The 19,274-nt window shown below is 69.5% G+C and carries 21 protein-coding genes; 14 read left to right on the top strand and 7 right to left on the bottom strand.

Features of this window, described 5'->3' with window-relative positions:
* Positions 1-164: 164 nt before the first annotated feature.
* The 5 genes from DIE02_RS07435 to DIE02_RS07415 form a co-directional block, all read right to left on the bottom strand.
* Positions 165-1,121 (bottom strand): TauD/TfdA family dioxygenase, encoded by a 957-nt coding sequence (locus tag DIE02_RS07435; protein ID WP_044843861.1) that lies wholly within the window; start codon positions 1,119-1,121, stop codon positions 165-167.
* Positions 1,122-1,291: 170 nt separating this feature from the next.
* A complete protein-coding gene (locus DIE02_RS07430) occupies positions 1,292-2,143 on the bottom strand; it encodes an ABC transporter ATP-binding protein (RefSeq protein ID WP_124488391.1) in 852 nt (283 codons plus the stop codon).
* A gap of 35 nt (positions 2,144-2,178) precedes the next feature.
* Positions 2,179-3,003: an ABC transporter permease gene (locus tag DIE02_RS07425; protein WP_124488392.1), complete on the bottom strand. Its 825-nt coding sequence runs from the start codon at positions 3,001-3,003 to the stop codon at positions 2,179-2,181.
* A 24-nt stretch (positions 3,004-3,027) separates the two neighbouring features.
* Complete coding sequence (locus DIE02_RS07420; protein ID WP_124488393.1) at positions 3,028-3,867, bottom strand: ABC transporter permease; 840 nt, start codon at positions 3,865-3,867, stop codon at positions 3,028-3,030.
* A 15-nt stretch (positions 3,868-3,882) separates the two neighbouring features.
* Positions 3,883-4,965, bottom strand: coding sequence for an ABC transporter substrate-binding protein (locus DIE02_RS07415; RefSeq protein ID WP_124488394.1), 1,083 nt, complete (start codon positions 4,963-4,965; stop codon positions 3,883-3,885).
* Between the two features lie 116 nt (positions 4,966-5,081).
* On the opposite strand from DIE02_RS07415, the gene DIE02_RS07410 reads away from it, so the two are divergent.
* The 13 genes from DIE02_RS07410 to DIE02_RS07350 all read left to right on the top strand — a co-directional run bounded on the left by DIE02_RS07410 (position 5,082) and on the right by DIE02_RS07350 (position 16,280).
* Positions 5,082-5,423 carry a hypothetical protein gene (locus tag DIE02_RS07410; protein ID WP_124488395.1) on the top strand — a complete coding sequence of 114 codons (342 nt, stop codon included), beginning with the start codon at positions 5,082-5,084 and terminating at the stop codon, positions 5,421-5,423.
* Between the two features lie 351 nt (positions 5,424-5,774).
* Entirely contained in the window at positions 5,775-5,957 is a 183-nt protein-coding gene (locus DIE02_RS07405; protein ID WP_044843866.1) for a Flp family type IVb pilin, read from the top strand.
* Positions 5,958-6,045: 88 nt separating this feature from the next.
* Complete coding sequence (locus DIE02_RS07400; RefSeq protein ID WP_124488396.1) at positions 6,046-6,525, top strand: prepilin peptidase; 480 nt, start codon at positions 6,046-6,048, stop codon at positions 6,523-6,525.
* 19 nt (positions 6,526-6,544) lie between these two features.
* The gene (gene cpaB / locus DIE02_RS07395) at positions 6,545-7,567 is read left to right on the top strand and encodes a Flp pilus assembly protein CpaB (protein WP_124488397.1); all 1,023 of its coding nucleotides are present in this window, start codon (positions 6,545-6,547) and stop codon (positions 7,565-7,567) included.
* A gap of 53 nt (positions 7,568-7,620) precedes the next feature.
* Positions 7,621-9,000, top strand: coding sequence for a type II and III secretion system protein family protein (locus DIE02_RS07390; protein WP_124488398.1), 1,380 nt, complete (start codon positions 7,621-7,623; stop codon positions 8,998-9,000).
* A 14-nt stretch (positions 9,001-9,014) separates the two neighbouring features.
* Entirely contained in the window at positions 9,015-9,398 is a 384-nt protein-coding gene (locus DIE02_RS07385) for a CpaD family pilus assembly lipoprotein (protein WP_044843870.1), read from the top strand.
* A 22-nt stretch (positions 9,399-9,420) separates the two neighbouring features.
* On the top strand, positions 9,421-10,644 hold the full coding sequence (locus tag DIE02_RS07380) for an AAA family ATPase (protein WP_124488399.1): 1,224 nt from the start codon (positions 9,421-9,423) through the stop codon (positions 10,642-10,644).
* Positions 10,641-12,053: a CpaF family protein gene (locus DIE02_RS07375; protein WP_124488400.1), complete on the top strand. Its 1,413-nt coding sequence runs from the start codon at positions 10,641-10,643 to the stop codon at positions 12,051-12,053. Before DIE02_RS07380 ends, DIE02_RS07375 begins: the two co-directional genes overlap by 4 nt.
* The gene (locus tag DIE02_RS07370; RefSeq protein ID WP_124488401.1) at positions 12,050-13,027 is read left to right on the top strand and encodes a type II secretion system F family protein; all 978 of its coding nucleotides are present in this window, start codon (positions 12,050-12,052) and stop codon (positions 13,025-13,027) included. Before DIE02_RS07375 ends, DIE02_RS07370 begins: the two co-directional genes overlap by 4 nt.
* Positions 13,024-13,968, top strand: coding sequence for a type II secretion system F family protein (locus DIE02_RS07365; protein WP_124488402.1), 945 nt, complete (start codon positions 13,024-13,026; stop codon positions 13,966-13,968). The genes DIE02_RS07370 and DIE02_RS07365 overlap by 4 nt, the downstream gene beginning before the upstream one ends.
* Positions 13,965-14,822 carry a lipopolysaccharide assembly protein LapB gene (locus tag DIE02_RS07360; protein WP_124488403.1) on the top strand — a complete coding sequence of 286 codons (858 nt, stop codon included), beginning with the start codon at positions 13,965-13,967 and terminating at the stop codon, positions 14,820-14,822. The genes DIE02_RS07365 and DIE02_RS07360 overlap by 4 nt, the downstream gene beginning before the upstream one ends.
* Positions 14,819-15,247: a TadE/TadG family type IV pilus assembly protein gene (locus DIE02_RS07355; RefSeq protein WP_044843875.1), complete on the top strand. Its 429-nt coding sequence runs from the start codon at positions 14,819-14,821 to the stop codon at positions 15,245-15,247. The genes DIE02_RS07360 and DIE02_RS07355 overlap by 4 nt, the downstream gene beginning before the upstream one ends.
* Positions 15,240-16,280, top strand: coding sequence for a TadG family pilus assembly protein (locus tag DIE02_RS07350; protein WP_124488404.1), 1,041 nt, complete (start codon positions 15,240-15,242; stop codon positions 16,278-16,280). The genes DIE02_RS07355 and DIE02_RS07350 overlap by 8 nt, the downstream gene beginning before the upstream one ends.
* Here DIE02_RS07350 and DIE02_RS07345 read toward each other — a convergent pair.
* The gene (locus DIE02_RS07345; protein WP_260427254.1) at positions 16,244-17,506 is read right to left on the bottom strand and encodes a glycosyltransferase family 87 protein; all 1,263 of its coding nucleotides are present in this window, start codon (positions 17,504-17,506) and stop codon (positions 16,244-16,246) included. The two genes, DIE02_RS07350 and DIE02_RS07345, sit on opposite strands and share 37 nt — an antisense overlap.
* Positions 17,507-17,522: 16 nt before the next feature.
* Entirely contained in the window at positions 17,523-18,599 is a 1,077-nt protein-coding gene (locus DIE02_RS07340; RefSeq protein WP_124488405.1) for a glycosyltransferase family 2 protein, read from the bottom strand.
* A 289-nt stretch (positions 18,600-18,888) separates the two neighbouring features.
* On the opposite strand from DIE02_RS07340, the gene DIE02_RS07335 reads away from it, so the two are divergent.
* The gene (locus tag DIE02_RS07335) at positions 18,889-19,263 is read left to right on the top strand and encodes a phage protein NinX family protein (RefSeq protein WP_044843879.1); all 375 of its coding nucleotides are present in this window, start codon (positions 18,889-18,891) and stop codon (positions 19,261-19,263) included.
* Positions 19,264-19,274 lie beyond the last annotated feature (11 nt).

Here is a 19,274-nt window from a genome sequence, read left to right as displayed (position 1 = left end):
GCTCCTGGCGGAAGTGAACGGGGCGGACGGACGGCGACATCGTTGCGCATGCAAGCGTCGGCCCGGTGGCGGGAAGGTCATGGTCGGATCCTCCGGTCGGGAAGGCGGGAATGCAGGGTGGCGCCGGCACGGTGGCGACCGAAGCCGCCACCGTGCGGGGAACGTCATTGCAGCGTCGCGCCGGGCCCCTTCAGCACGACGCTGCGGCGGCCGTCGATGCCGACCGGCACGTCGCCGTGAACGGTCGCGCGACGCACGACGCGGCGTGCATCGCCGTAGTCGTTGATCGCGTAGTGCTGCGTCGCGCGGTTGTCCCAGATCGCGACGTCGCCTTGCTGCCAGTTCCAGCGCACGGTGTTCTCGAGGCGCGTCACGTGTTCGTGCAGCACCTGCAGCAGATGGGCGGAATCCTGCGACGACAGCCCCTTGATCTTCTGCACGAAGTGTCCGAGCACGAGCGTGCGCTCGCCGGTCTCCGGATGCACGCGCACGACCGGATGTTCGGTTTCGTAGACGGTCGACGTGAACACTTCGCGGTAGCGCTTCAGTTGCGTGTCGTCGGCATGCACGTGCGTCGACGCGTAGTCGTACGCGTTCGTGTGCACCGCCCACAGCGTGTCGGCGAGCGCGCGCAGCGACTCGGGAAGATGCGTGTATGCGGCCGCCGTGTTGGCCCACACGGTGTCGCCGCCGAACGGCGGAATCACGACCGCGCGCAGGATCGACACCTTCGGGTATGCGTCGACGAACGTCACGTCGGTGTGCCACGAATTGGCGCGCGCGCCGTGCGCGGAATCGAGTTCGAGCAGGTGCGCGCTGCCGTCGACGGAGGGCACGGTCGGGTGGGCGACCGTCTCGCCGAAGCGGCGCGCGAAGGCTTCCTGCGCGGTGTCGTCGAGATGGCCCTGGTTGCGGAAGAACAGCACCTTGTGGCGCAGCAGCGCGGCCTGGATCGCGTCGAACGTCGCGTCGTCGAGCGTGCCCGACAGCCGGACACCGGCGATTTCGGCGCCGATCCGGCCGGCGACCTGGCGAAGCTGAAGCGGGACGGCGGCCGTGCGCGGCGCGGCGGCGTGCGAAGCATGCGATGACGGGTGAGCGGCGTGCTGGACTTCGGACATCGGGAGTCTCCTGGGTCGGGTCGATCGAGTCTCCATTCAAGCAGGGACCGCGCGGAACCGGAACCGATGAATCGTCACAACCTTAGTGCGCGCCGTGATGATCGATATGTGTCGGCGTGCTGAGCGTTTCGGGCGCGGCATCGGGCCGGCCGCGTGAGCGCGTGAGCGCATCACCACGCGAGCCGCCATGCGCCGATCCGGTGCGCATCGAGCGCCTCGTCACGGTTTGCCCGGCTGCCGCTGCCGCCGTTGCCGGGCGGTTCGAGATCGTCGAAATCGGCGAGCACCGCGTCGCGCAGCCGCGCGAATTCCGGCGAGTCGCGCCGGCGCGGGCGCGGCAACGCGACGTCGAGGATGCGCTCGATGCGCCCCGGACGCGGCGCCATCGTGACGACGCGATCGCCGAGATACACGGCTTCGTCGACGTCGTGCGTGACCAGCACCATCGTGATGCGTTCCTGTTCCCAGATGCGCAGCAGTTCGTTCTGCATCCGCGCGCGCGTCTGTGCATCGAGTGCGCCGAACGGTTCGTCGAGCAGCAGCACGCGCGGGCGATTCACGAGGCCGCGCGCGATCGCGACGCGTTGCGCCATGCCGCCCGACAGCTGGTTCGGGTACGCGTGCTCGAAGCCGTTCAGCCCGACGAGCGCGATGTGCTCGGCTACCGCGCGCCGCCTGGCCGGCGCGTCGAGCGGCGCATTGCGCAGTGCGGCCTCGATGTTCTGCGCAACCGTCAGCCACGGGAACAGCCGGTGATCCTGGAACACGATCCCGCGCTGCAGCGACGTGTCGCGCACCGTTTCGTCGCCGGCGCGGATTTCGCCCGCGTAGTCGGTATCGAGCCCGGCGATCAGGCGCAGCAAAGTCGACTTGCCGCAGCCGCTCGCGCCGACGATCGTGACGAACTCGCCGGCACGCACGTGCAGCGACACGTCGTCGAGCACGGCGAGCGACGCGCCGCGTTGCGCATAGCGTTTGCTCACGTGGAGGATATCGAGCGAATCGGAAGCGAGAGTCGTCATGGCGGAAAGGGAAGCAACGGGAAGGAAGAGGGCGATCAGCGGCGCAGCTCGCCGCGCCGTGCCAGCACCTTGCGCTCGATCGCACGCGCGACCGCGTTCAGCGCCCAGCCGGTCACGCCGACGACGATGATCCCGAACAGCACGAGATCCATCCGGAACTGCTCGCTGCCGTCGATCAGCGTGTTGCCGATCCCGGCGCCCGCGACGAGCAGGTACTCGGCGCCGAGCGTCGCGAGCCACGAGTAGATGAGGCCGAGATACAGCCCGGTGAAGATCGACGGCAGCGCGGCGGGCAGGATCACGTGGCGCACCAGCTGAAGCCGCGAATAACGCAGCGCGCGGGCCACGTCGACGTACGTGCGCGGCACCGCATGAATGCCGTCGCACGTATGCGCGGCGACCGGCAGCAGCGCGGCGAGCGACAGGAACACCACCTTGGCGACGTCGCCGAGGCCGAACCAGACGGAAATCAGCGGAATCCACGCGAACAGCGAGATCTGCTTGAACGTGTCGAAGCTCGGGCCGACCATGCGCGCGGCGACGCGCGACAGCCCGAGCGCGGTGCCGAGCAGCAGGCCGCCGGTCGCGCCGATCGCGAAGCCGCACGCTTCGCGCGCGAGCGATGCCGACAACGCACGCGCGAGCGCGCCGCTGGTCGTTTGAGTCCACGCGGTGTGCAGCACGTCGGCCGGGCCGACCAGCAGCCCGCTCTTGACGAGGTGCGCGGACGACACGGCCCACCAGAGCGCGAGCGTGGCGAGCGGCAGGACGAAACCGCGCCAATCGGGCACGGGAAAGCGACGGGCGATCCTGACGGCGGGCGGTGGGGCGTCCGATGCGGACGTGGCGTCAAGCGGCATGGGAGGAGAATCCTTGAATCGGGTTCAACCGCGGAATGCGGACGGCACGCCGCGGCGCAGCCGTGCTTCGAGCGCGTCGAGCAGCCGGTTGATCGCGAGGCCGACCGCGCCGACCACGATCACCGCCGCCGTCACGAGATCGAGCTGGAACAGCTGGCGCCCGTACACGATCAGGTAGCCGAGCCCTTCCGACGACGCGACGAGTTCGACGACGACGAGCGCGAGCCACGATTTCGTGAATGCGAGCCGCACGCCGGTCGCGAGCGTCGGAATCGCGGCCGGCAGCACGACGTGGACGATGCGCTGGCGGCGCGTATAGCCGAACACGCGTGCGGCTTCATCGAGCGCGGGCGGCGCCTGGCGGAACCCCTGCAGCGTGCTCATCGTCACGGGGACGAGCGCCGCATGCGCGATCAGCAGGTACTTCAGCGGCTCGCCGACGCCGACGAGCAGCAGCAGGAACGGCAGCCAGCCGAGCACGGGAATCTGCACGAGCGCATTGAAGCCGGGCAGCACGTAGGCTTCGAGCGTGCGCGACAGGCCGAGCGCCGCGCCGGTCGCGAAACCGAGCAGCGTGCCGGCCGCGAAGCCGACCAGCACGCGCTGCAGGCTGATCAGCGTGTGGCGCGCGAGATCGCCGCTGGCCGCGAGCTCGGCGAGCGAGTCGGCGACGTGTGCGGGCGGCGGCAGGATCTGCGGTGCGATCCAGCCGTGCGCGCTACCGACGGTCCACAACACGAACAGCAGCGCGGGCAGCGCCCACGGCGCGAGCAGCCACGCCACGCGCTTCGCGGCCGCCGCGCGGGACGGCACGGCGCGCGCGTGCGGGTCGGACGACGGAATCGGGATCGCGGTGTCGCTCATCGGGGCGGGTCCGGGTCAGGAGAGGGGCTTGCCGGCCGCGTCGTAGCGCGGCCAGTAGTGCTCGAGGTGCTGCGCGCGCAACGCGTTGTCGAGATACTTCGGCTCGAACCAGCCGTCGACGTCGACCGGCTGGCGGATCAGTTTCAGCTTCAGCGCGTCCTGGGCGACGGCCTTGTAGCGCGCGACGAGGAACGGATCGATCAGCGGCGACAGGCGGTCCTTCAGGCGCTGGTTCGCGTAGTCGGCCTGCCACGACGCATACGGCACGCCGCTTTTTTCCCACAGCCTGAACAGCGCATCGCGGTTCGCTTCGTCGGACGACCATTGCGCACCCTTGACCAGCGCGTTGACGACGCGTTGCACGATGTCCGGATGCGCGTGCTCGAAGTCGTCGAGCACGAGCAGGTGGGTCTGCCGCGTGTATTGCGGGCCGTCGTTCTGCGATTCGTAGATGATTTTCGCGAGGCCCGCGTCGCGCAGTTTGTACAACTGATAGTCGCCCACCGACGCGTCGATGCCCTTCGACGCGAGCGCGGCGAGCGAACTCGCGGAGTCGAGGTTGATCACGCGCAGGTCGCGTTCGCCGAGGCCGTTCTTCGCGAGCGCGTTGTCGGCGACGAGCTGCAGGTTCGTGCCGCGGAAGATCGACACGCGGCGGTCCTTCAGGTCGGTGATCGAGCGGATACCGGAGTCGGGCGGCACCGCGATCTTGACGCCCGAGCGCACGCTCGCGGCGAGCAGCAGGCGCGTCCTGATGCCGTTCGAGCGCGCGAGCACGGCCGGCAGGTCGCCCTGGTAGGCGAAGTCGAGCGCCTTGTTGGCGATCGCCTCGTTGACGGCCGGGCCCGCGCCCTTGAAGAACAGCCACTGCACCTTGATGCCGTCGGCCGCGAATTCCTTTTCGACGAGTTGCTGCAACTGCGCGGTGGCCGCGCTCGACCCGCCGAAGGTTGGCGGATCGCCGGTGCCCTGCTGGGCGACGCCGATGCGGATCGTGGCGGGCTTGTCGGCGTGCGCGGCGGCAGCGGGCAACGCAACGAGGGACGCGATCAGCAGCGATCGCAGCAGGCGCAGTGGAGACGGGAATCGGTCGATCATGGTGCGTTGGATGGTGAGGACTCGAAATCGGGCCGGCGGGTGTCGAACCATTCTGGAGGACGCCTCGGGCGCGGGACAAGCAACGATTTGAACTATGCTTATCGCCGCGTTTCGGGTTGGCAAATCATGCATGGCGCCGATTGGAAATGGCGAGGCGGGCGAGCGCGGCGTGCGGATCGCGCACGCCGATCGGCGGCGAATCGAGCGTCGGTGACAGCGGCGCCAATCCGGATCGGGCAATGCGATCGGGTGCGCAAAATTTTCCGGATCATGTCGGCGCGCACGAAAAAGATGCCGGGAAACGCACGCGCGAGTCCGTTTCAGGTTCGAACAGGAAAATCACGCGGCATATCGGAAAACTGAATAAAAATCATCGAATTGCAACGGCGTCGGCAACGATGCATCCCGGTATTAACATTCTTACTGCACGCCACGCCGGGCTTGTTGCATCATGCTGAAAAGCGGCAAATAGCATGCGCGAATTTCATCGCTGAAGTGCACCGCCCATAAATACACTCTGACGCTAAATAATTTGAAATCGCCAAAAAAATTGTCTATACCCTAGACGAATCAGTGTGAATTGCATTGTGCCAATGCAGCTATGCAACAAGCGCGCGGAGTAGCGGCGGATTCCATTGCCGACCACCGCGCGTTGCAGCGATCGAATGGATTCCGGGGGATGCGCATGGCCCGACGACAGGGCTGCCGCATGAGTCGTGAATGGGCGAAAACGCCGTGCGTGCCACCGAAGCAGCGCCGCTTCTTTTCACTCAACGGTCGATCACCGACCCCGTCACACGGAGGTTGTCATGCTGCAATACGTCAAGACCTTGCTGCGCGATGAACGCGGCGTCAGCTCGCTCGAGTACGCGGTTCTGGCCGGCATCGTCGTGGTCGCACTGGCGGCGGTCGGGGTGATCCTCAGCAGTACATCCGGCGGCTTGCCGGCCGTGTTCACCGCGCTGATCAACAAGGTCACTGCGCTGATCTGATCTCCTGAACCCGCGCGCCGCCGACGAACACACGGATCCGCAGCGGTACGACGTATCCAGCCGGGGCGCGCCGACGGACGGCTCTCCGATGCTCTTTCTCGTACAGTCGGCGGCGACGCTCGTGCTGGTGTCGCTCGCGACGCAGGATGTGCGCGCGCGGCACCTCTCCAATCGCGCGGTGCTGGCGTTCGCGATGCTGTATTTCGTTGCGGCGGCACTCGCGCGCGAAGGGCTCGCGCACGTCGCCGGTCACGTGGCGACCGCCGCGGCGATGCTGCTGCTGTTCGCCGGCCTGCGTCACGCGGGCTGGATCGCCGGCGGCGACGTGAAGCTCGCGGCGGCGGTATTCCTGTGGGCCGGCCCGGCGCTCGCGTTCCCGGTGTTGACGATCGTCGGTGCGAGCGGCGCCGCGTGCGGCGTCGCCGCGCTCGCGGCCGTCGCATGGCAGCGTCGCGCCGCGCCGGCGCGTACGATCGCGACGCGCGGTGTGCCGTACGGGATCGCGCTCGCGCTCGGCGGGGCGCTGGCCGTCTGGGCGCCGTTCCCTCACGCGGTTTCGCTTGCCTAGACCGGGGACGCACGCCGCCATGCCCAAACCCCTGAGAATGACCGTGCTGATCATCGCTGCCGCGATCGGCGCGTTCATCCTGCGCCAACTGTATGTCGCCGCGTCGACGCCGCCGGTGCCCGGCGAAGCGGCCGAGGTGCGCGTGCGCGTCGCGGCGGCGGACCTGCCCGAAGGGCTGCTGCTGCGCGACAACGATCTCGCGTGGAAGCGCATGCCGCGCACGCAGGTGCCGGCCGGTGCGTTCGTCGAGTCGCAACCGGGCGCGGACCTGAAAGGCGCGCTGCTGCGCAATCGCGTCGACGCCGGCGCGCCGATCCGTGCGGACAACGTGATTCCGGGCGCCGCGCCGGATTTTCTCGCGGCCGCGCTGCAGCCCGGCATGCGCGCGATCTCGGTGCCGGTCGACGACGTGTCGGGCAACGCGGGGCTGATCCAGCCGGGCGACTTCGTCGACGTGGTGCTCACGCAGGAGATCGGCGGTTCCGCGACGTCGCCCGGCACGTTCGAAGCGGAGACGGTCGTGCGGCGCGCGCGCGTGCTCGCGGTCGGCTCGGAATTCCAGCGTGCGAAGACGCCTGCGAGTGCGCCGGACGTGCCGGCCCGCGCGCGCACGGTCACGCTCGAGGTCGCGCCGCGCACCGCGCAGGTCGTGCTGGTCGCGACGCGCCTCGGCTCGCTGTCGCTGTCGCTGCGCAGCTTCGCGACGAGCGATCGCCGGCAGGCAGCGGGCGGCGACGAAGCGGAGCCCGATACGCCGCCGGTGTGGGCCGGCGACGTGTCGCGCGCGGCGCGCCGTGCGCAGCCGGCGAGAACGGACGCCGACACGCGGCCGGCGCCGCAGGGCAATACGGTCGTGATCTATCGCGGCTCGTCGGTCGACGACGGGTCGCGCGGCACCGGCACCGGCACGCCGGGCTTGCCGCCGCTGCCGTCCGGTTGGATGGGCACGCTGGTTGCACCGGCGGCGCCCGCGGCACCCCCGGGCGGCAATGTCGCCGCGGATGCGACGGCGCAGGTGCCACGGATCGCGGCGCCGCAGTGAGCAGTGACGATTCGGGCCGGCCGCCCGGCGGCCGGCATTTGACGGGAACACGCATGGTGCGCATGGTTCGTTGGATGGCTTTCTGGTGCCTGGCCTGCATCGTCGCGCCGGGCGTCGCGCTCGCGCAGCGCGCGAGCGCGGCGGAGGCCGGCGCGGCGTTGTCGATCGCGACCGGCAAGGGCGAGATGCTGTCGCTGGCCGAACCCGCGACCGCGATGTTCGTCGCGGACCCGAGCATCGCGGACATCCAGGTGCCGTCGCCGCGCACCGTGTTCGTGTTCGGCAAGAAGGCCGGCACCACCACGCTGATCGCGCTCGGCGCGAACCATCGGCCGATCCTGCGCCGCACGGTGATCGTGCAGGTCGACACCGCGTCGCTGCAGGCGGTGCTCGACAGCCGCTTTCCGCAATTGAAGCTGTCGGTGTCCGGCGCGCCGGGCTCGCTGATGGTGTCGGGCAAGGTGCCGAGCGCGGCCGACGCGGACGCCGTGATGCAGTCGCTCGCGCCTTACGTCAACGACAAGGAAAAGATCGTCAACCGGCTCACGCTGTCGCGCCCGATCCAGGTGAACCTGCGCGTGCGCGTGACCGAGGTGAGCCGCAACGTCACGCAGCAGCTCGGCATCAACTGGAGCTCGCTCGGCTCGGCCGGCAACTTCTTCGGCGGCTTGCTCAGCGGCCGCACGCTGTTCGATCCGACGACCAAGGTGTTCAACCTGTCGCCGACCGGTGCGTATTCGGTGCTCGGCGGCTTCCGCGCGGGGCGCTGGTCGATCGACGTCGTGCTCGACGCGCTCGATCAGGAAGGCCTGATCACGATGCTCGCGGAGCCGAACCTCACCGCGATGTCCGGGCAGACCGCGAGCTTTCTCGCGGGCGGCGAAATTCCGATTCCGGTCGCGCAGGCCGGCAACACCGGCGCGATCACGGTCGAGTTCAAGCCGTTCGGCGTGTCGCTCGACTTCACGCCGACCGTGCTCGCCGACAACCGGATCAGCCTGAAGGTGCGCCCGGAGGTGAGCGAGGTCGATTCGAACAACAGCGTGACGACCGGCAGCGTCAGGGTGCCGGGGCTCTCGGTGCGGCGCGTCGAGACGACGGTCGAGCTGTCGAGCGGGCAGAGCTTCGCGATCGGCGGGTTGCTGCAGAGCCAGACGGCGGATACCGTGGCGCAGGTGCCGGGGCTCGGCCGGCTGCCGATCATCGGCCGGCTGTTTTCGTCGAAGAACTTCCAGGACAACAAGACCGAGGTCGTCGTGATCGTGACGCCGTACATCGTGCAGCCGACCGGCCCCGGCCAGCTCGAGCAGGCGCTCGACACCGTCGCGCGGCCGAGCAGCGATCTCGAGTTCGCGATCCAGCGCAATCTCGGGCTCGACCTGCTGACGGGCGATACGCCGCGCCTCGTCGGCGCCGCGGGCTTCGTGTACTGACCGGAGGAGCGCGCATGCGAGTTCGAACCATCGTCGCCGCCTTGCCGCCACTGGTGCTTGCGGGCTGCTTCTCGGCGCCGCCGCCGCTCAACCTGCCCGATGCGCGCGCGATCGGCTTCGACGGCGTGCACGCGGTGCCGCCCGACTGCGCGAAGCTGATGCAGCCGTCGCATCTCGTCGATGCGGGGTTCGGGCGGCCCGGCGTGCCGTTCGGCTGCGCGACCTACACGAATCTCGCGACGATGCTCGCGCGGCCGGAAGACCTGGTCGCGCCCGTGCCGTACGGCGGCGCCGATGCGCAAGTCGCCGCCGACGCGGTGCGCCGCTACGTCGAGGATCGCGTGAAGCAGCCGGCTCCGGACAAGACGCTGACGACGACCGGCTCGCCCGGCCACTGACCCGCTCCCGATGCCCATCGCGATGCCGCCCATGAACGTCCTCGATCGCCAGAATGCCAAGCGCGCCGCCGCAGCCGGTGCGGCGGATCTCATCGCGGTCGTGTCCGATGCCGGCAGCGAAGACGTGATCCGCCGCGTCGCCCAGGACCTGTCGATCACGCGCGCCCACGTGCAGCCGGGCAATTGCGACGACGCGATCCGGCTGCTGCAGCAGCACGAGCGCTCGCCGCGCCAGCTGATCGTCGACGTGTCGGATTCGGTGCTGCCGGTGTCCGACCTGATGCGGCTCGCCGACGTGTGCGATCCGTCCGTGAGGGTGGTCGCGATCGGCACGCAGAACGACGTCGGGCTGTTCCGCAACCTGCTCGGCATCGGTGTGCAGGACTACATCGTGAAGCCGCTGACCGTCGAGTTGATGCGGCGCGCGTTGACCGCGACGGAATCGGTCGTGCAGGTGCGTACCGGCAAGATCGTCAGCTTCGTCGGCGCGCGCGGCGGCGTCGGCACGACGACGGTCGCGGTGAGTCTCGCGCGCTGCCTGGCGGGCGAGAAGCGCCGCCGCGTGGCATACGTCGACCTGAACCTGCACGGCGGCGGCGCGAACTCGCGGCTCGGGCTGTCGAGCAACAACGGACTGATCGAACTGCTGAACATGGAACAGCGTCCCGACGACGCGTTGTTCGACCGCATGTTCGTCACGAAGGGCGACCGCCTGCACGTGCTGTCGGCCGAACTGGCGTACGGCGACGACGCGCCGCTGCGCGACGATGCGATCGCGTCGCTCGTCGAGATGCTGAAGGACCGCTTCCATTACGTGCTGTTCGACGTGGGCAACCGCGCCGGCAAACTGTTCGAGGATGCGCTGACGGTGTCCGATCTCGTCTATATCGTCGCCGACCGCTCGGTGCATGCCGCGTACGAAGCCGCCCGGCTTGCGCGCTTCGTGAGGGAGCTGCCCGGCGAGCGGCTGCTGTCGATGATGCTGAACAACCCGCTCGAGCCGGTCAAGGGGCGCGTCGCGCCGGCCGACTTCGAGGACGCATTCGGCGGCGTGCGGCTGCGCGAGCTGCCGCACGAGCCGCAGACGCTCGCGGTCGCCGAGAACCTCGGCGAGCCGATCGAAGGCACGAAACGCCGCGGCTTCCTGGACGAGATCCGGCTGCTCGCGAACGGCATCACCGGCGAATCGACGGCCGTCGCGCAGCCGTGGTACGCGCGCTTCGTGAAATGGAGGAAAGGATCGTGACGTTCGGTACCCGCAAACGGCCGACGCCTGAGCCCGGGCCGGCGGCTTCTCCCGCCGCGCCGCCCGAAGGCGCACCGGTGCCGGGCCCGGCAGCGAGCCAGGCGCCCGCATCCGCGCGCGGGCTTGCGGTGGCCGATACCCACGAGGCGCTGATTCGTTCCGGCAAGTTCGACGCGATTCGCACCGCGGTGTTCTCGTCGATGAACATGTCGGCGGCGCTGATGAAGACGCGCGACGAAGTGCGCGCGGGCATCGAGCAGGTGGCCGCGCACACGGTCGAGCGCGAGCGCCTGAAGATCACGGCGGGCGAGCAGGTGCTGATCGTCGACGCGATCCTGAACGACATGTTCGGCGTCGGGCCGATCGAGCCGCTGCTCGCCGACGACACCGTCTCCGACATCCTCGTGAACGGCCCCGACCAAGTGTACGTCGAGCGCGCGGGCCGGCTCGAACTCACGCCGCTGAAGTTTCGCGACAACGCGCACGTGACGAGCGTCGCGCAGCGGATCGCGGCGGCGGTCGGGCGCCGCGTCGACGAGAGCAGCCCGATGGTCGACGCGCGGCTTGCCGACGGTAGCCGCGTGAACGTGGTCCTGCCGCCGATCGCGATGCGCGGCGCGTCGATCTCGATCCGCAAGTTCGCGAAGCGCGACATCACGCTCGCGCGGATGGCGCATCAGGGCAACATCTCGCACGGGATGCTGCAGGTGCTGAAGATCGCGTGCGCGTGCCGGCTGAACATCGTGATCTCCGGCGGCACCGGTTCGGGCAAGACGACGCTGCTCAACGCGCTGTCGCAACACATCGAGGAGCACGAACGGATCGTGACGATCGAGGATGCGGCCGAGCTGCAACTGCTGCAGCCGCACGTCGTCAGTCTCGAGACGCGGCCGGAGAATACGGAAGGGCTCGGCGGGATCTCGCAGCGCGACCTCGTGCGCAACGCGCTGCGGATGCGGCCCGACCGCATCATCCTCGGCGAAATCCGCGGCGCGGAAGCGTTCGACGTGCTGCAGGCGATGAATACCGGGCACGACGGCTCGATGACGACGATCCATGCGAACTCGCCGCGCGACGCGATCAGCCGGCTCGAAAGCATGGTGATGATGGCGAACGCGAACCTGCAGCTGCTGTCGATCCGCCGCCAGATCGCGAGCGCCGTGCACCTGTTCGTGCAGGTCGAGCGGATGCGCGACGGCGTGCGCCGCGTGACCCGGATCACCGAGATCGTCGGAATGGAAGGCGAGGTGGTGATCACGCAGGACCTGTTCGCGTTCCGCCAGGAAGGCGACACGACGCGGGACGTGGTGAAAGGCGTGTTCGAGGCGTCGTCGCTGCGGCCGGCGTTCGCGCCGCGCGCCGCGTACTACGGCGTCGAGGACGCGCTCACCGAGGTCTTCCGGCAATGAGCACCGCGGACCTGCTCGCGCTCGGCGCATTCGTCGTGATCCTCGCGGCGGGCCTCGCGCTGTCCGCGTGGCTGGACCGTGCGCGCCACACGCCGGAGCAGCGCATTCGCGAGCGGATGCGGCACCTTGCGCCGTCGCTGGCGGGTCGGGAAGCCGGTGCGGCCGCGGCACCCGGCATCGCGCTGTTCAACCTGCCGCGGCGGCAAAGCCGCGCGCGCGCGTGGCTGCAGCGCTACGTGACGCGCGTGCGGGCGGTTGGCGGCGAACGCGGGATGCGGATCGTCGTCGCCGGCACGATCGCCGGCGCGATTGCCGCGATCGTGGTGGTGCAACTCGTCGCGTTGCCGCACGCACTCCATCCGCTGATCTACGTCGGGCTGCCGCTGGTGGCGATGCGCGCCAGCTATCGCGCGCTGGTCGAGCGGTTCCGGCTGCGTTTTCTCGAAGCGTTCCCGGACGCGATCGACCTGATCGTGCGGGCGGTGCGCGCGGGCATTCCGGTCACGCAGGCGATCAGCACGGTGGGCGACAGCGCGGCGGAGCCGGTGCGCTCGACCTTTCGCTCGATGGGCGACAGCCTGCGCGTCGGCGCGGATCTTAAGGACGTGCTGACGCACGCGGCAGACCGGCTGATGATCGCGGATTTCTCGTTCTTCACCGTCTACCTGCTGCTGCAGCGCGAGACCGGCGGCAGCCTCGGCGAGACGCTCGACGAGCTGTCGAGCATCATCCGCACGCGCCGCGACATCCGCCTGAAGACACGCGCGTTGACCGCCGAGGGGCGGATCACGACGAAGATCATTTCGGCGGTGCCGTTCGTGATGATCGGCGCGCTGTTCCTCGTGAACCGCGCGTACGTGATGCTGCTGTTCGACACGCATGCCGGACGCGTGATGCTGACGATCGCCGCGGTGCTGCTGACGATCGGACTGCTGACGATTCACAAGATCTCGAAACTGGATACCGCGCGATGACGATGTCGATGCTGGCCGCCCGCGGCCTCGAACTGTTGCTGCTGCTCGCGTGCGTCGCCGCGGCGCTCGCGACGCCCGGCGGCGGCACGCGCCGGCGGATCGCGGAGCGCGTGCAGCAGGCGGCCGGGCAACGTCCGCTGTCGCTGGTGGCGGGGCGGCTGCAGCCGGGCGAGGTACGTCAGGACCTGACGCGGCGGCTCGCGCAACTCGGCGAGCGGTTGCCCGTGCTCGACCCGATGCAGCGTGTGAAGCTCGGGCTGCAGCTGACGCGCGCGGGCTTTCGCGAGCGGCGTGCGGTGTCGTCGATGATCGGCATCAAGCTGAGCTGCGGCGTGCTGCTCGCGGGCGTCGCGATCGTGTTCAGCCCGTACATTCCGCGCTTCGGCGAATACGTCGTGATCCGGGCGCTGGCGATGGTCGCCGCGTTCGTGATCGGCGTGATCGTGCCGGAATACGTGCTCGGCGCAATGATCCGGCGGCGCCGGCGGATCATCGCCGCGTGCTTTCCGGACGCCCTCGACCTGCTGGTGATCTGCACGATGGCCGGCAACAGCCTCGTATCCGGCGTGCGGCGCGTCGCGCGCGAACTCGAGCGCATCTGCCCGCCGCTCGCCGACGAGCTGACGGTATGCGCGGACGAGCTGACGCTGAGCGGCAATGTATCCGAAGCGCTCACGCATTTCGCGACGCGCGTCGACTTTGCGTCGGCGCGCTCGCTTGCCACGACGCTCACGCAATCGCAGCGCTTCGGCACGCCGATCACGCAGGCGCTGCGAACGCTGTCGCGCAGCGAGCGCACCGAGCAGATCGTCGCGCTCGAGGAGCAGGCCGCGAAGCTCGCGCCGAAGATCACGCTGCCGATGATGCTGTTCATCCTGCCGACGGTCGGCCTGATCGCGGCGGGCCCGGCGGCGATTCGCCTGCTCGAGGTATTCAAATGACACGATCCGTGATCCGTGCGTTCGCATTCGCGGCGGTGTTGCCGGTGCTGGCCGGCGGCTGCGCGCCCGGCATCCAGACGCGGCCGGCGCTGTCGCACACGAGCGACGACCCGCAGGCCGAACTGCGCATTGCCGACAGCGCGCTCGCCGGCGGCAACGTCGATCTCGCGTCGACGCTGTACGAGAAGGTGCTCGCCCGGCATCCCGATTCGCTCCCGGCGCGCCTCGGGCTTGGCGACGTCAGCTACCGCGCGGGCGATCTGGAGCGCGCGCGGATTCTCTACGAGCAGGCACGACAGCAGGCACCCGCGGAACCCGGGCCGCAGGTCGGGCTCGCGCGCGTCGCGTTGCGGCAGCGCCGGCTCGACGAGGCCGCCCAGCGCTACCGCGAGCTGCTGGCCGCGCAGCCGAACCTGCCGCTCGCGGCGGAAGGGCTCGGTACGGTCCTCGACCTGCAGGGCCGCCATGAAGACGCGCAGGCCGTATACCGCGATGCGCTGCGCGTGCATCCGGATGCGCAGGGCTTGCGCGTCGACCTCGGGCTGTCGCTCGTGCTGAGCAACCGGCCGCGCGAAGGCGTGAACGTGCTGCTCGACGTGGCCGGGCTGCCCGATGCGCCGTGGCAGGCGCGCCAGAACCTCGCGTTCGCGTATGGCGTGCTCGGCAACACCGATTCGGCGAAGAAGCTGTTGTCGGCGGATCTGCCCGCATCGGCGGTGGCCGACAATCTGCGCGTCTACGAGGCCGTGCGCGCGCAGCTTGCGGCGCGCCCGGCGCCCGCCGCCGCACGACCGTCGACGGGGGCCGCGCTCGACCCGCACGCGCTGCCGCCCGCCGCGGGGGCGGCAAGATGACACGCCAGGCGATGGGCGTCCGTCACGCGCGCGGCGTCGTATCCCTCGAGTTCGTGCTGATGCTGCCGTTCCTGCTGATGGTGCTGATCGGCATCATCGACACGAGCCTGCTGCTGTGCGACAAGGCCGTCATCACGAACGCGAGCCGCGAGGCCGCGCGCGCGGGCGTCGTGCTGCGCGTGCCGATGCTGACCCCGACACAGATCGCCAACGTCGCGTCGACCTACACGCAGAACAGCCTCATCACCGGCGGCACCGCGACGACGCCGACCATCACCGTGACGCAGGCGAACGGCACGACGGCCGGCACCGCGCTGACGGTCACGGTGACCTACACGTATTCGGGGCTGGTGCTGGGGTCGGCATTCAGCGCGCTCACCGGCCCGGTGACGATCTCGGCCAGCTCGGTGATGCTCTATGAATGACGCAGCCGGCACGCCATGCATCGGCGCGACGCGCGAGCGCGGCTCCGTCGCGCTGTTCTTCCTGCTGTTCCTGATTCCGCTGCTGTCGTTCGGCGCGCTGGCAATCGACATCGCGTGGGTGGCCACGGTGCGCAACCAGTTGCAGAACGCCGCCGACGCGGCCGCGCTCGCGGCGGCCGACGCGATGATGTCGCCCACGGGCGGCGCGCTGAACTGGTCGCAGGCCGCGCCGGCGGCGAACGGCGTGATCGCGCAGAATGCGGCGGCAGGCGCGCCGCTCGCGACCGGCACGGTGACGACCGGGTACTGGAACGTGACGCGCAACCCCGCATCGATGCAGCCGACGACCATCACGCCCGGCCAATACGACGTGCCGGCGGTTCAGGTGACCGTGTCGCGCGCGCCGGGCGTGAACGGCGGCTCGATTCCGCTGCTGCTCGGCGGGCTGCTCGGCATTCCGGGCGCGTCCGGCAGCGCGACCGCGATCGCGGTGCTCGCCGCGCCGGGCGGGGTGGCGGCGGGCGGGCTCTTTCCGGTCGCGATCGACCAGTGCGTGTACAACCAGTACTGGAACACGCTGACCAACCAGCCGCTGATCAATCCGCTGACCAACCTGCCGTACGAATTCTCGATCACGAACGGCCAGACCTACGGCACGCTGTGCATGGGCGGCCAGTGGACGTCGTTCCAGTCGACCGCGAGCGACACGACGACGATGGGCGGCCTGATGGTGACCGGCAACCCGACGACGCTCAATATCGGCGACAGCATCTATCTCGCGACCGGCGTGAAGGCGACGCTCTACACGTCGGTGCCGGTCGGCACGACGGTCGTGCTGCCGGTCGTCACGCAGACGGCGAGCAGCACCTACGTGCCGATCGTCGCGTTCGCGGCGTTCCGTATCGACGTGTCGCTCGGCGGCACGTACAAGTACATCCAGGGGCACTTCGTCGCCGGCGTGAAGATGACCGGCGTCGCGACGGGCGTCGGGCCGTACTACGGCGTGTACGTGCCGCCGCGGCTCGCGTTGTGAGCATCGTGCCGCGCGCGGCGCAGCAGCACGAGCAGCGCGAAGAGCGTCACGGCCGGGCCGATCTGCGGCAGCAGCAGCCACGGGTTCAGGTATTCGGCGACCGGCAGCGCCCACATCAGCGCGATCGCGGCCTGTTCGCCGCGCAGCCAGCCGTCACGCCAGCCGATCGACAGCATGCAGGCGATCGCGATGGCGAGCCACGCAAGTTCGTAGTGCCACACGTACGGGTTCGCCACGAGCGTCGCGACCGCCAGCACGGCGGCGCGCACGCGGGTATCGCGCGATTGCGTCCATGCGATGCACGCGGCGGCGATCGCGATTGCCGCAATACACGCTTGCGCGGCATAGGCGGCGCCGAGCGGCACGCCCGCAAGCCGGAACGCCGCGAACGGCGTCGGCGACGCGAGCCAGAACACGACACCGTGTTCGAGGACGATCGATCGCGCGAGTCCGGTGCTCGCGACGAACAGGCGCAGCGACTCGATGCCGCAAATCAGGACGCTCAGCGCGACGAACGTGCCCGTGGCGAGCGCGGCCCATGCGATCGTGCGCCATGCGCGCACGGCGACCAGCACGAACGGGAACAGCAGCGCCATCTGCGGCTTGACCGACAGCAGGCCGATGCAGAGGCCCGCCCAGATCGGCCGCCGTTCGGCCCAGTGGACGGCCAGCGCCGCGCACGATGCGGTCAGGAACGCGTTTTGTCCGAGCGTCGCTGTGACGAACACGCAAGGCGCGGCGGCCAGCGCGAGCGGGCCGACGCGCGATGCGCCCGGAATCATGCCGAGACGCGAAACGCGCCACGCGACGAGGCCGAGCACGACGACGCCGATCGCGACGAACACCGGGTAACCGAGCGCGAAGGGCAGTAGCGCCAGCGGGGTCACGAGCAGCAGATAGGTGGGCGGGTACAGCCACGGGGCGAAGACGTCGCGGCGAAGATGCGTGAACAGGCCGGTCGTCAGCCGCGAGAAGGCGGAGAAGTCGTACGCCTGCGCCGGCGAGCCGTGCAGCATCACGTACGAGGCCGACCAGAACACCGAGAAGTCGGCACCGGGGCGTGCCCCGATGCTCCCGGCCCCGTGACGAACGACGGTCGTCCAGATCGTGACGAACAGTGCGTCGAGCACGAGCATCAGCACGCTGTACACGACGACGCGCCGCAGCGTGAGCCACGCGCGCACGGGCCGCTCCGCCGAGCGCATCGATTCGCGGGGAATGTCCAATTGCGGCGGTCCGGTTCTACTTGAACGACGCTTTGCGGGCGGCGGCGCCGGCGACCGCCGGCATCGCTGCCCTGCGGCGGGCCGCGGGCGCGCGCTTCAGCGGAAACTGCAGCAGCTTCGATGCCGGCTGGGCGGCGGCATCGCGCTCGGCACGGTAGCGCCGCCTCACGAGATAGACGGGGCGCTGCTTGGACTCGTGATAGATCCGCCCGAGGTATTCGCCGATCACGCCGATACCGATCAGCTGGATGCCGCCGACGAACAGCACGACGGAAATCAGCGACGGGTAGCCGTGCACCGGATTGCCGTACAGCAGCGTGCGCACCACGATGAAGGCGCCATACGCGAGGGACAGCATCGCGAACGTGAGACCGACGTAGGTCCACACGCGCAGCGGCACGGTGCTGAAGCTCGTGATGCCCTCGAGCGCGAAGTTCCAGCGTCGCCATCCGGAGAACTTCGAGCGGCCGCCGCTGCGCGGCGCACGCGTGTATTCGACGATAGCGGTGCGAAAGCCGACCCACGCGAACAGCCCCTTCATGAACCGCCGCCGCTCCGGCAGCGCGCGCAGCGCTTCGACGACCTCGCGATCCATCAGGCGGAAATCGCCGACGTTTTCCGGCATTTCGACTTCGGACAGCGCGTTGTGTACGCGATAGTAGAGCGCCGCCGCCGCGCGCTGCAGGTATGGGTCGCACATGCGGTCGGTGCGTTTCGCGGCGACGACTTCGGCACCGGCGCGCCAGTGTTCGATCATCGCGGGAATCAGGGCGGGAGGGTCCTGCAGGTCGGCGTCGATCAGGATCACCGCGGCGCCGGCGGCCTCGTCGAGGCCCGCGGTGAGCGCGGCTTCCTTGCCGAAGCGGCGTGTGAGATCCACGACGTGTACGCGCGCGTCGCTGGCGGCGATCGCGAGCAGCCGGTCGAGCGTGCGATCGCGGCTGCCGTCGTTGATGCAGACGATCTCGAAGCGGACCCCGGCGACCGACTCGAGAACGGGCAGCGTTTCGGCAAAGAACGCGTCGATCGTTTCCTCTTCGTCATGAAACGGCACGACGAGCGATATCAGCGGTTTCCTGGCGTGCGTGGACATGCTGCGGTCTCCCGAGAGATCCGGCCTGCGCTGCACCGTATGGTTCCGGTTGTCGTCCGCCGAACAGGCCCGGCCCGGTTCGGCGTGAATGCGGTTCCGGGGTGCGTGTCCACCGCCGCCCGGACGATACGAGTTGCGTTCATTGTACGCAGGAATCGCCGATTCGTAACACGTATCGGCGGTTTCGCACGACGGGCGCGCTTGCCGGGCAACGCACCGGTCGCGGCGTGGCCGGCGCATCGCGCGCGGCAGCGCTAGGATGGCGTTTTCACGGCCGCGGGAGGGCGCGATGCAGGTTCACGATCTGGTCGGTGCGCCGCTCGATTTCTGGGTGGCGATGGCGGAAGCACTCGGCGCGCCGCGCGTCGACGCCGCGGGATGCACGGTCCTGCGCGAACCGGGCGGCACGCCGGTGCCGTACGCGCCGTCGTCGTCGTGGGTAGACGGCGGGCCGCTCGTCGAGCGTTTGCCGTTCGGCGCGTTCGAGCGCGACGGCGGGCACGGTGCGTGGCGCGCGGTGCTGCATCGGGCAGTGCCGGCGGCCGGCGAGCGCTGCACGTTCAACCAGTCGGGCCCGACGCTGCTGGTCGCCGCGATGCGCACGCTGGTTGCGTCGACGTTCGGCGATGACGTGCCGGATCTCGACATGGCGAAGGCGCGTTGAACGCCCGCACA

Source organism: Burkholderia sp. Bp8991, from assembly GCF_003853795.1.
Classification (GTDB): domain Bacteria; phylum Pseudomonadota; class Gammaproteobacteria; order Burkholderiales; family Burkholderiaceae; genus Burkholderia.
Note: the sequence above shows the minus strand (reverse complement) of the source record. Positions and strands in the feature narration are given on the sequence as shown.

What these genes read in the sequence shown, in the direction of transcription:
- DIE02_RS07435 (WP_044843861.1), bottom strand. Translation starts at nt 1,121, where the DNA reads ATGTCCGAAGTCCAGCACGCCGCTCACCCGTCATCGCATGCTTCGCAC.
- DIE02_RS07430 (WP_124488391.1), bottom strand. Translation starts at nt 2,143, where the DNA reads ATGACGACTCTCGCTTCCGATTCGCTCGATATCCTCCACGTGAGCAAA.
- DIE02_RS07390 (WP_124488398.1), top strand. Translation starts at nt 7,621, where the DNA reads ATGGTGCGCATGGTTCGTTGGATGGCTTTCTGGTGCCTGGCCTGCATC.
- DIE02_RS07425 (WP_124488392.1), bottom strand. Translation starts at nt 3,003, where the DNA reads ATGCCGCTTGACGCCACGTCCGCATCGGACGCCCCACCGCCCGCCGTC.
- DIE02_RS07400 (WP_124488396.1), top strand. Translation starts at nt 6,046, where the DNA reads ATGCTCTTTCTCGTACAGTCGGCGGCGACGCTCGTGCTGGTGTCGCTC.
- DIE02_RS07405 (WP_044843866.1), top strand. Translation starts at nt 5,775, where the DNA reads ATGCTGCAATACGTCAAGACCTTGCTGCGCGATGAACGCGGCGTCAGC.
- DIE02_RS07355 (WP_044843875.1), top strand. Translation starts at nt 14,819, where the DNA reads ATGACACGCCAGGCGATGGGCGTCCGTCACGCGCGCGGCGTCGTATCC.
- DIE02_RS07340 (WP_124488405.1), bottom strand. Translation starts at nt 18,599, where the DNA reads ATGTCCACGCACGCCAGGAAACCGCTGATATCGCTCGTCGTGCCGTTT.
- DIE02_RS07365 (WP_124488402.1), top strand. Translation starts at nt 13,024, where the DNA reads ATGACGATGTCGATGCTGGCCGCCCGCGGCCTCGAACTGTTGCTGCTG.
- DIE02_RS07415 (WP_124488394.1), bottom strand. Translation starts at nt 4,965, where the DNA reads ATGATCGACCGATTCCCGTCTCCACTGCGCCTGCTGCGATCGCTGCTG.
- DIE02_RS07380 (WP_124488399.1), top strand. Translation starts at nt 9,421, where the DNA reads ATGCCGCCCATGAACGTCCTCGATCGCCAGAATGCCAAGCGCGCCGCC.
- DIE02_RS07350 (WP_124488404.1), top strand. Translation starts at nt 15,240, where the DNA reads ATGAATGACGCAGCCGGCACGCCATGCATCGGCGCGACGCGCGAGCGC.
- DIE02_RS07370 (WP_124488401.1), top strand. Translation starts at nt 12,050, where the DNA reads ATGAGCACCGCGGACCTGCTCGCGCTCGGCGCATTCGTCGTGATCCTC.
- cpaB (WP_124488397.1), top strand. Translation starts at nt 6,545, where the DNA reads ATGCCCAAACCCCTGAGAATGACCGTGCTGATCATCGCTGCCGCGATC.
- DIE02_RS07335 (WP_044843879.1), top strand. Translation starts at nt 18,889, where the DNA reads ATGCAGGTTCACGATCTGGTCGGTGCGCCGCTCGATTTCTGGGTGGCG.
- DIE02_RS07385 (WP_044843870.1), top strand. Translation starts at nt 9,015, where the DNA reads ATGCGAGTTCGAACCATCGTCGCCGCCTTGCCGCCACTGGTGCTTGCG.
- DIE02_RS07360 (WP_124488403.1), top strand. Translation starts at nt 13,965, where the DNA reads ATGACACGATCCGTGATCCGTGCGTTCGCATTCGCGGCGGTGTTGCCG.
- DIE02_RS07420 (WP_124488393.1), bottom strand. Translation starts at nt 3,867, where the DNA reads ATGAGCGACACCGCGATCCCGATTCCGTCGTCCGACCCGCACGCGCGC.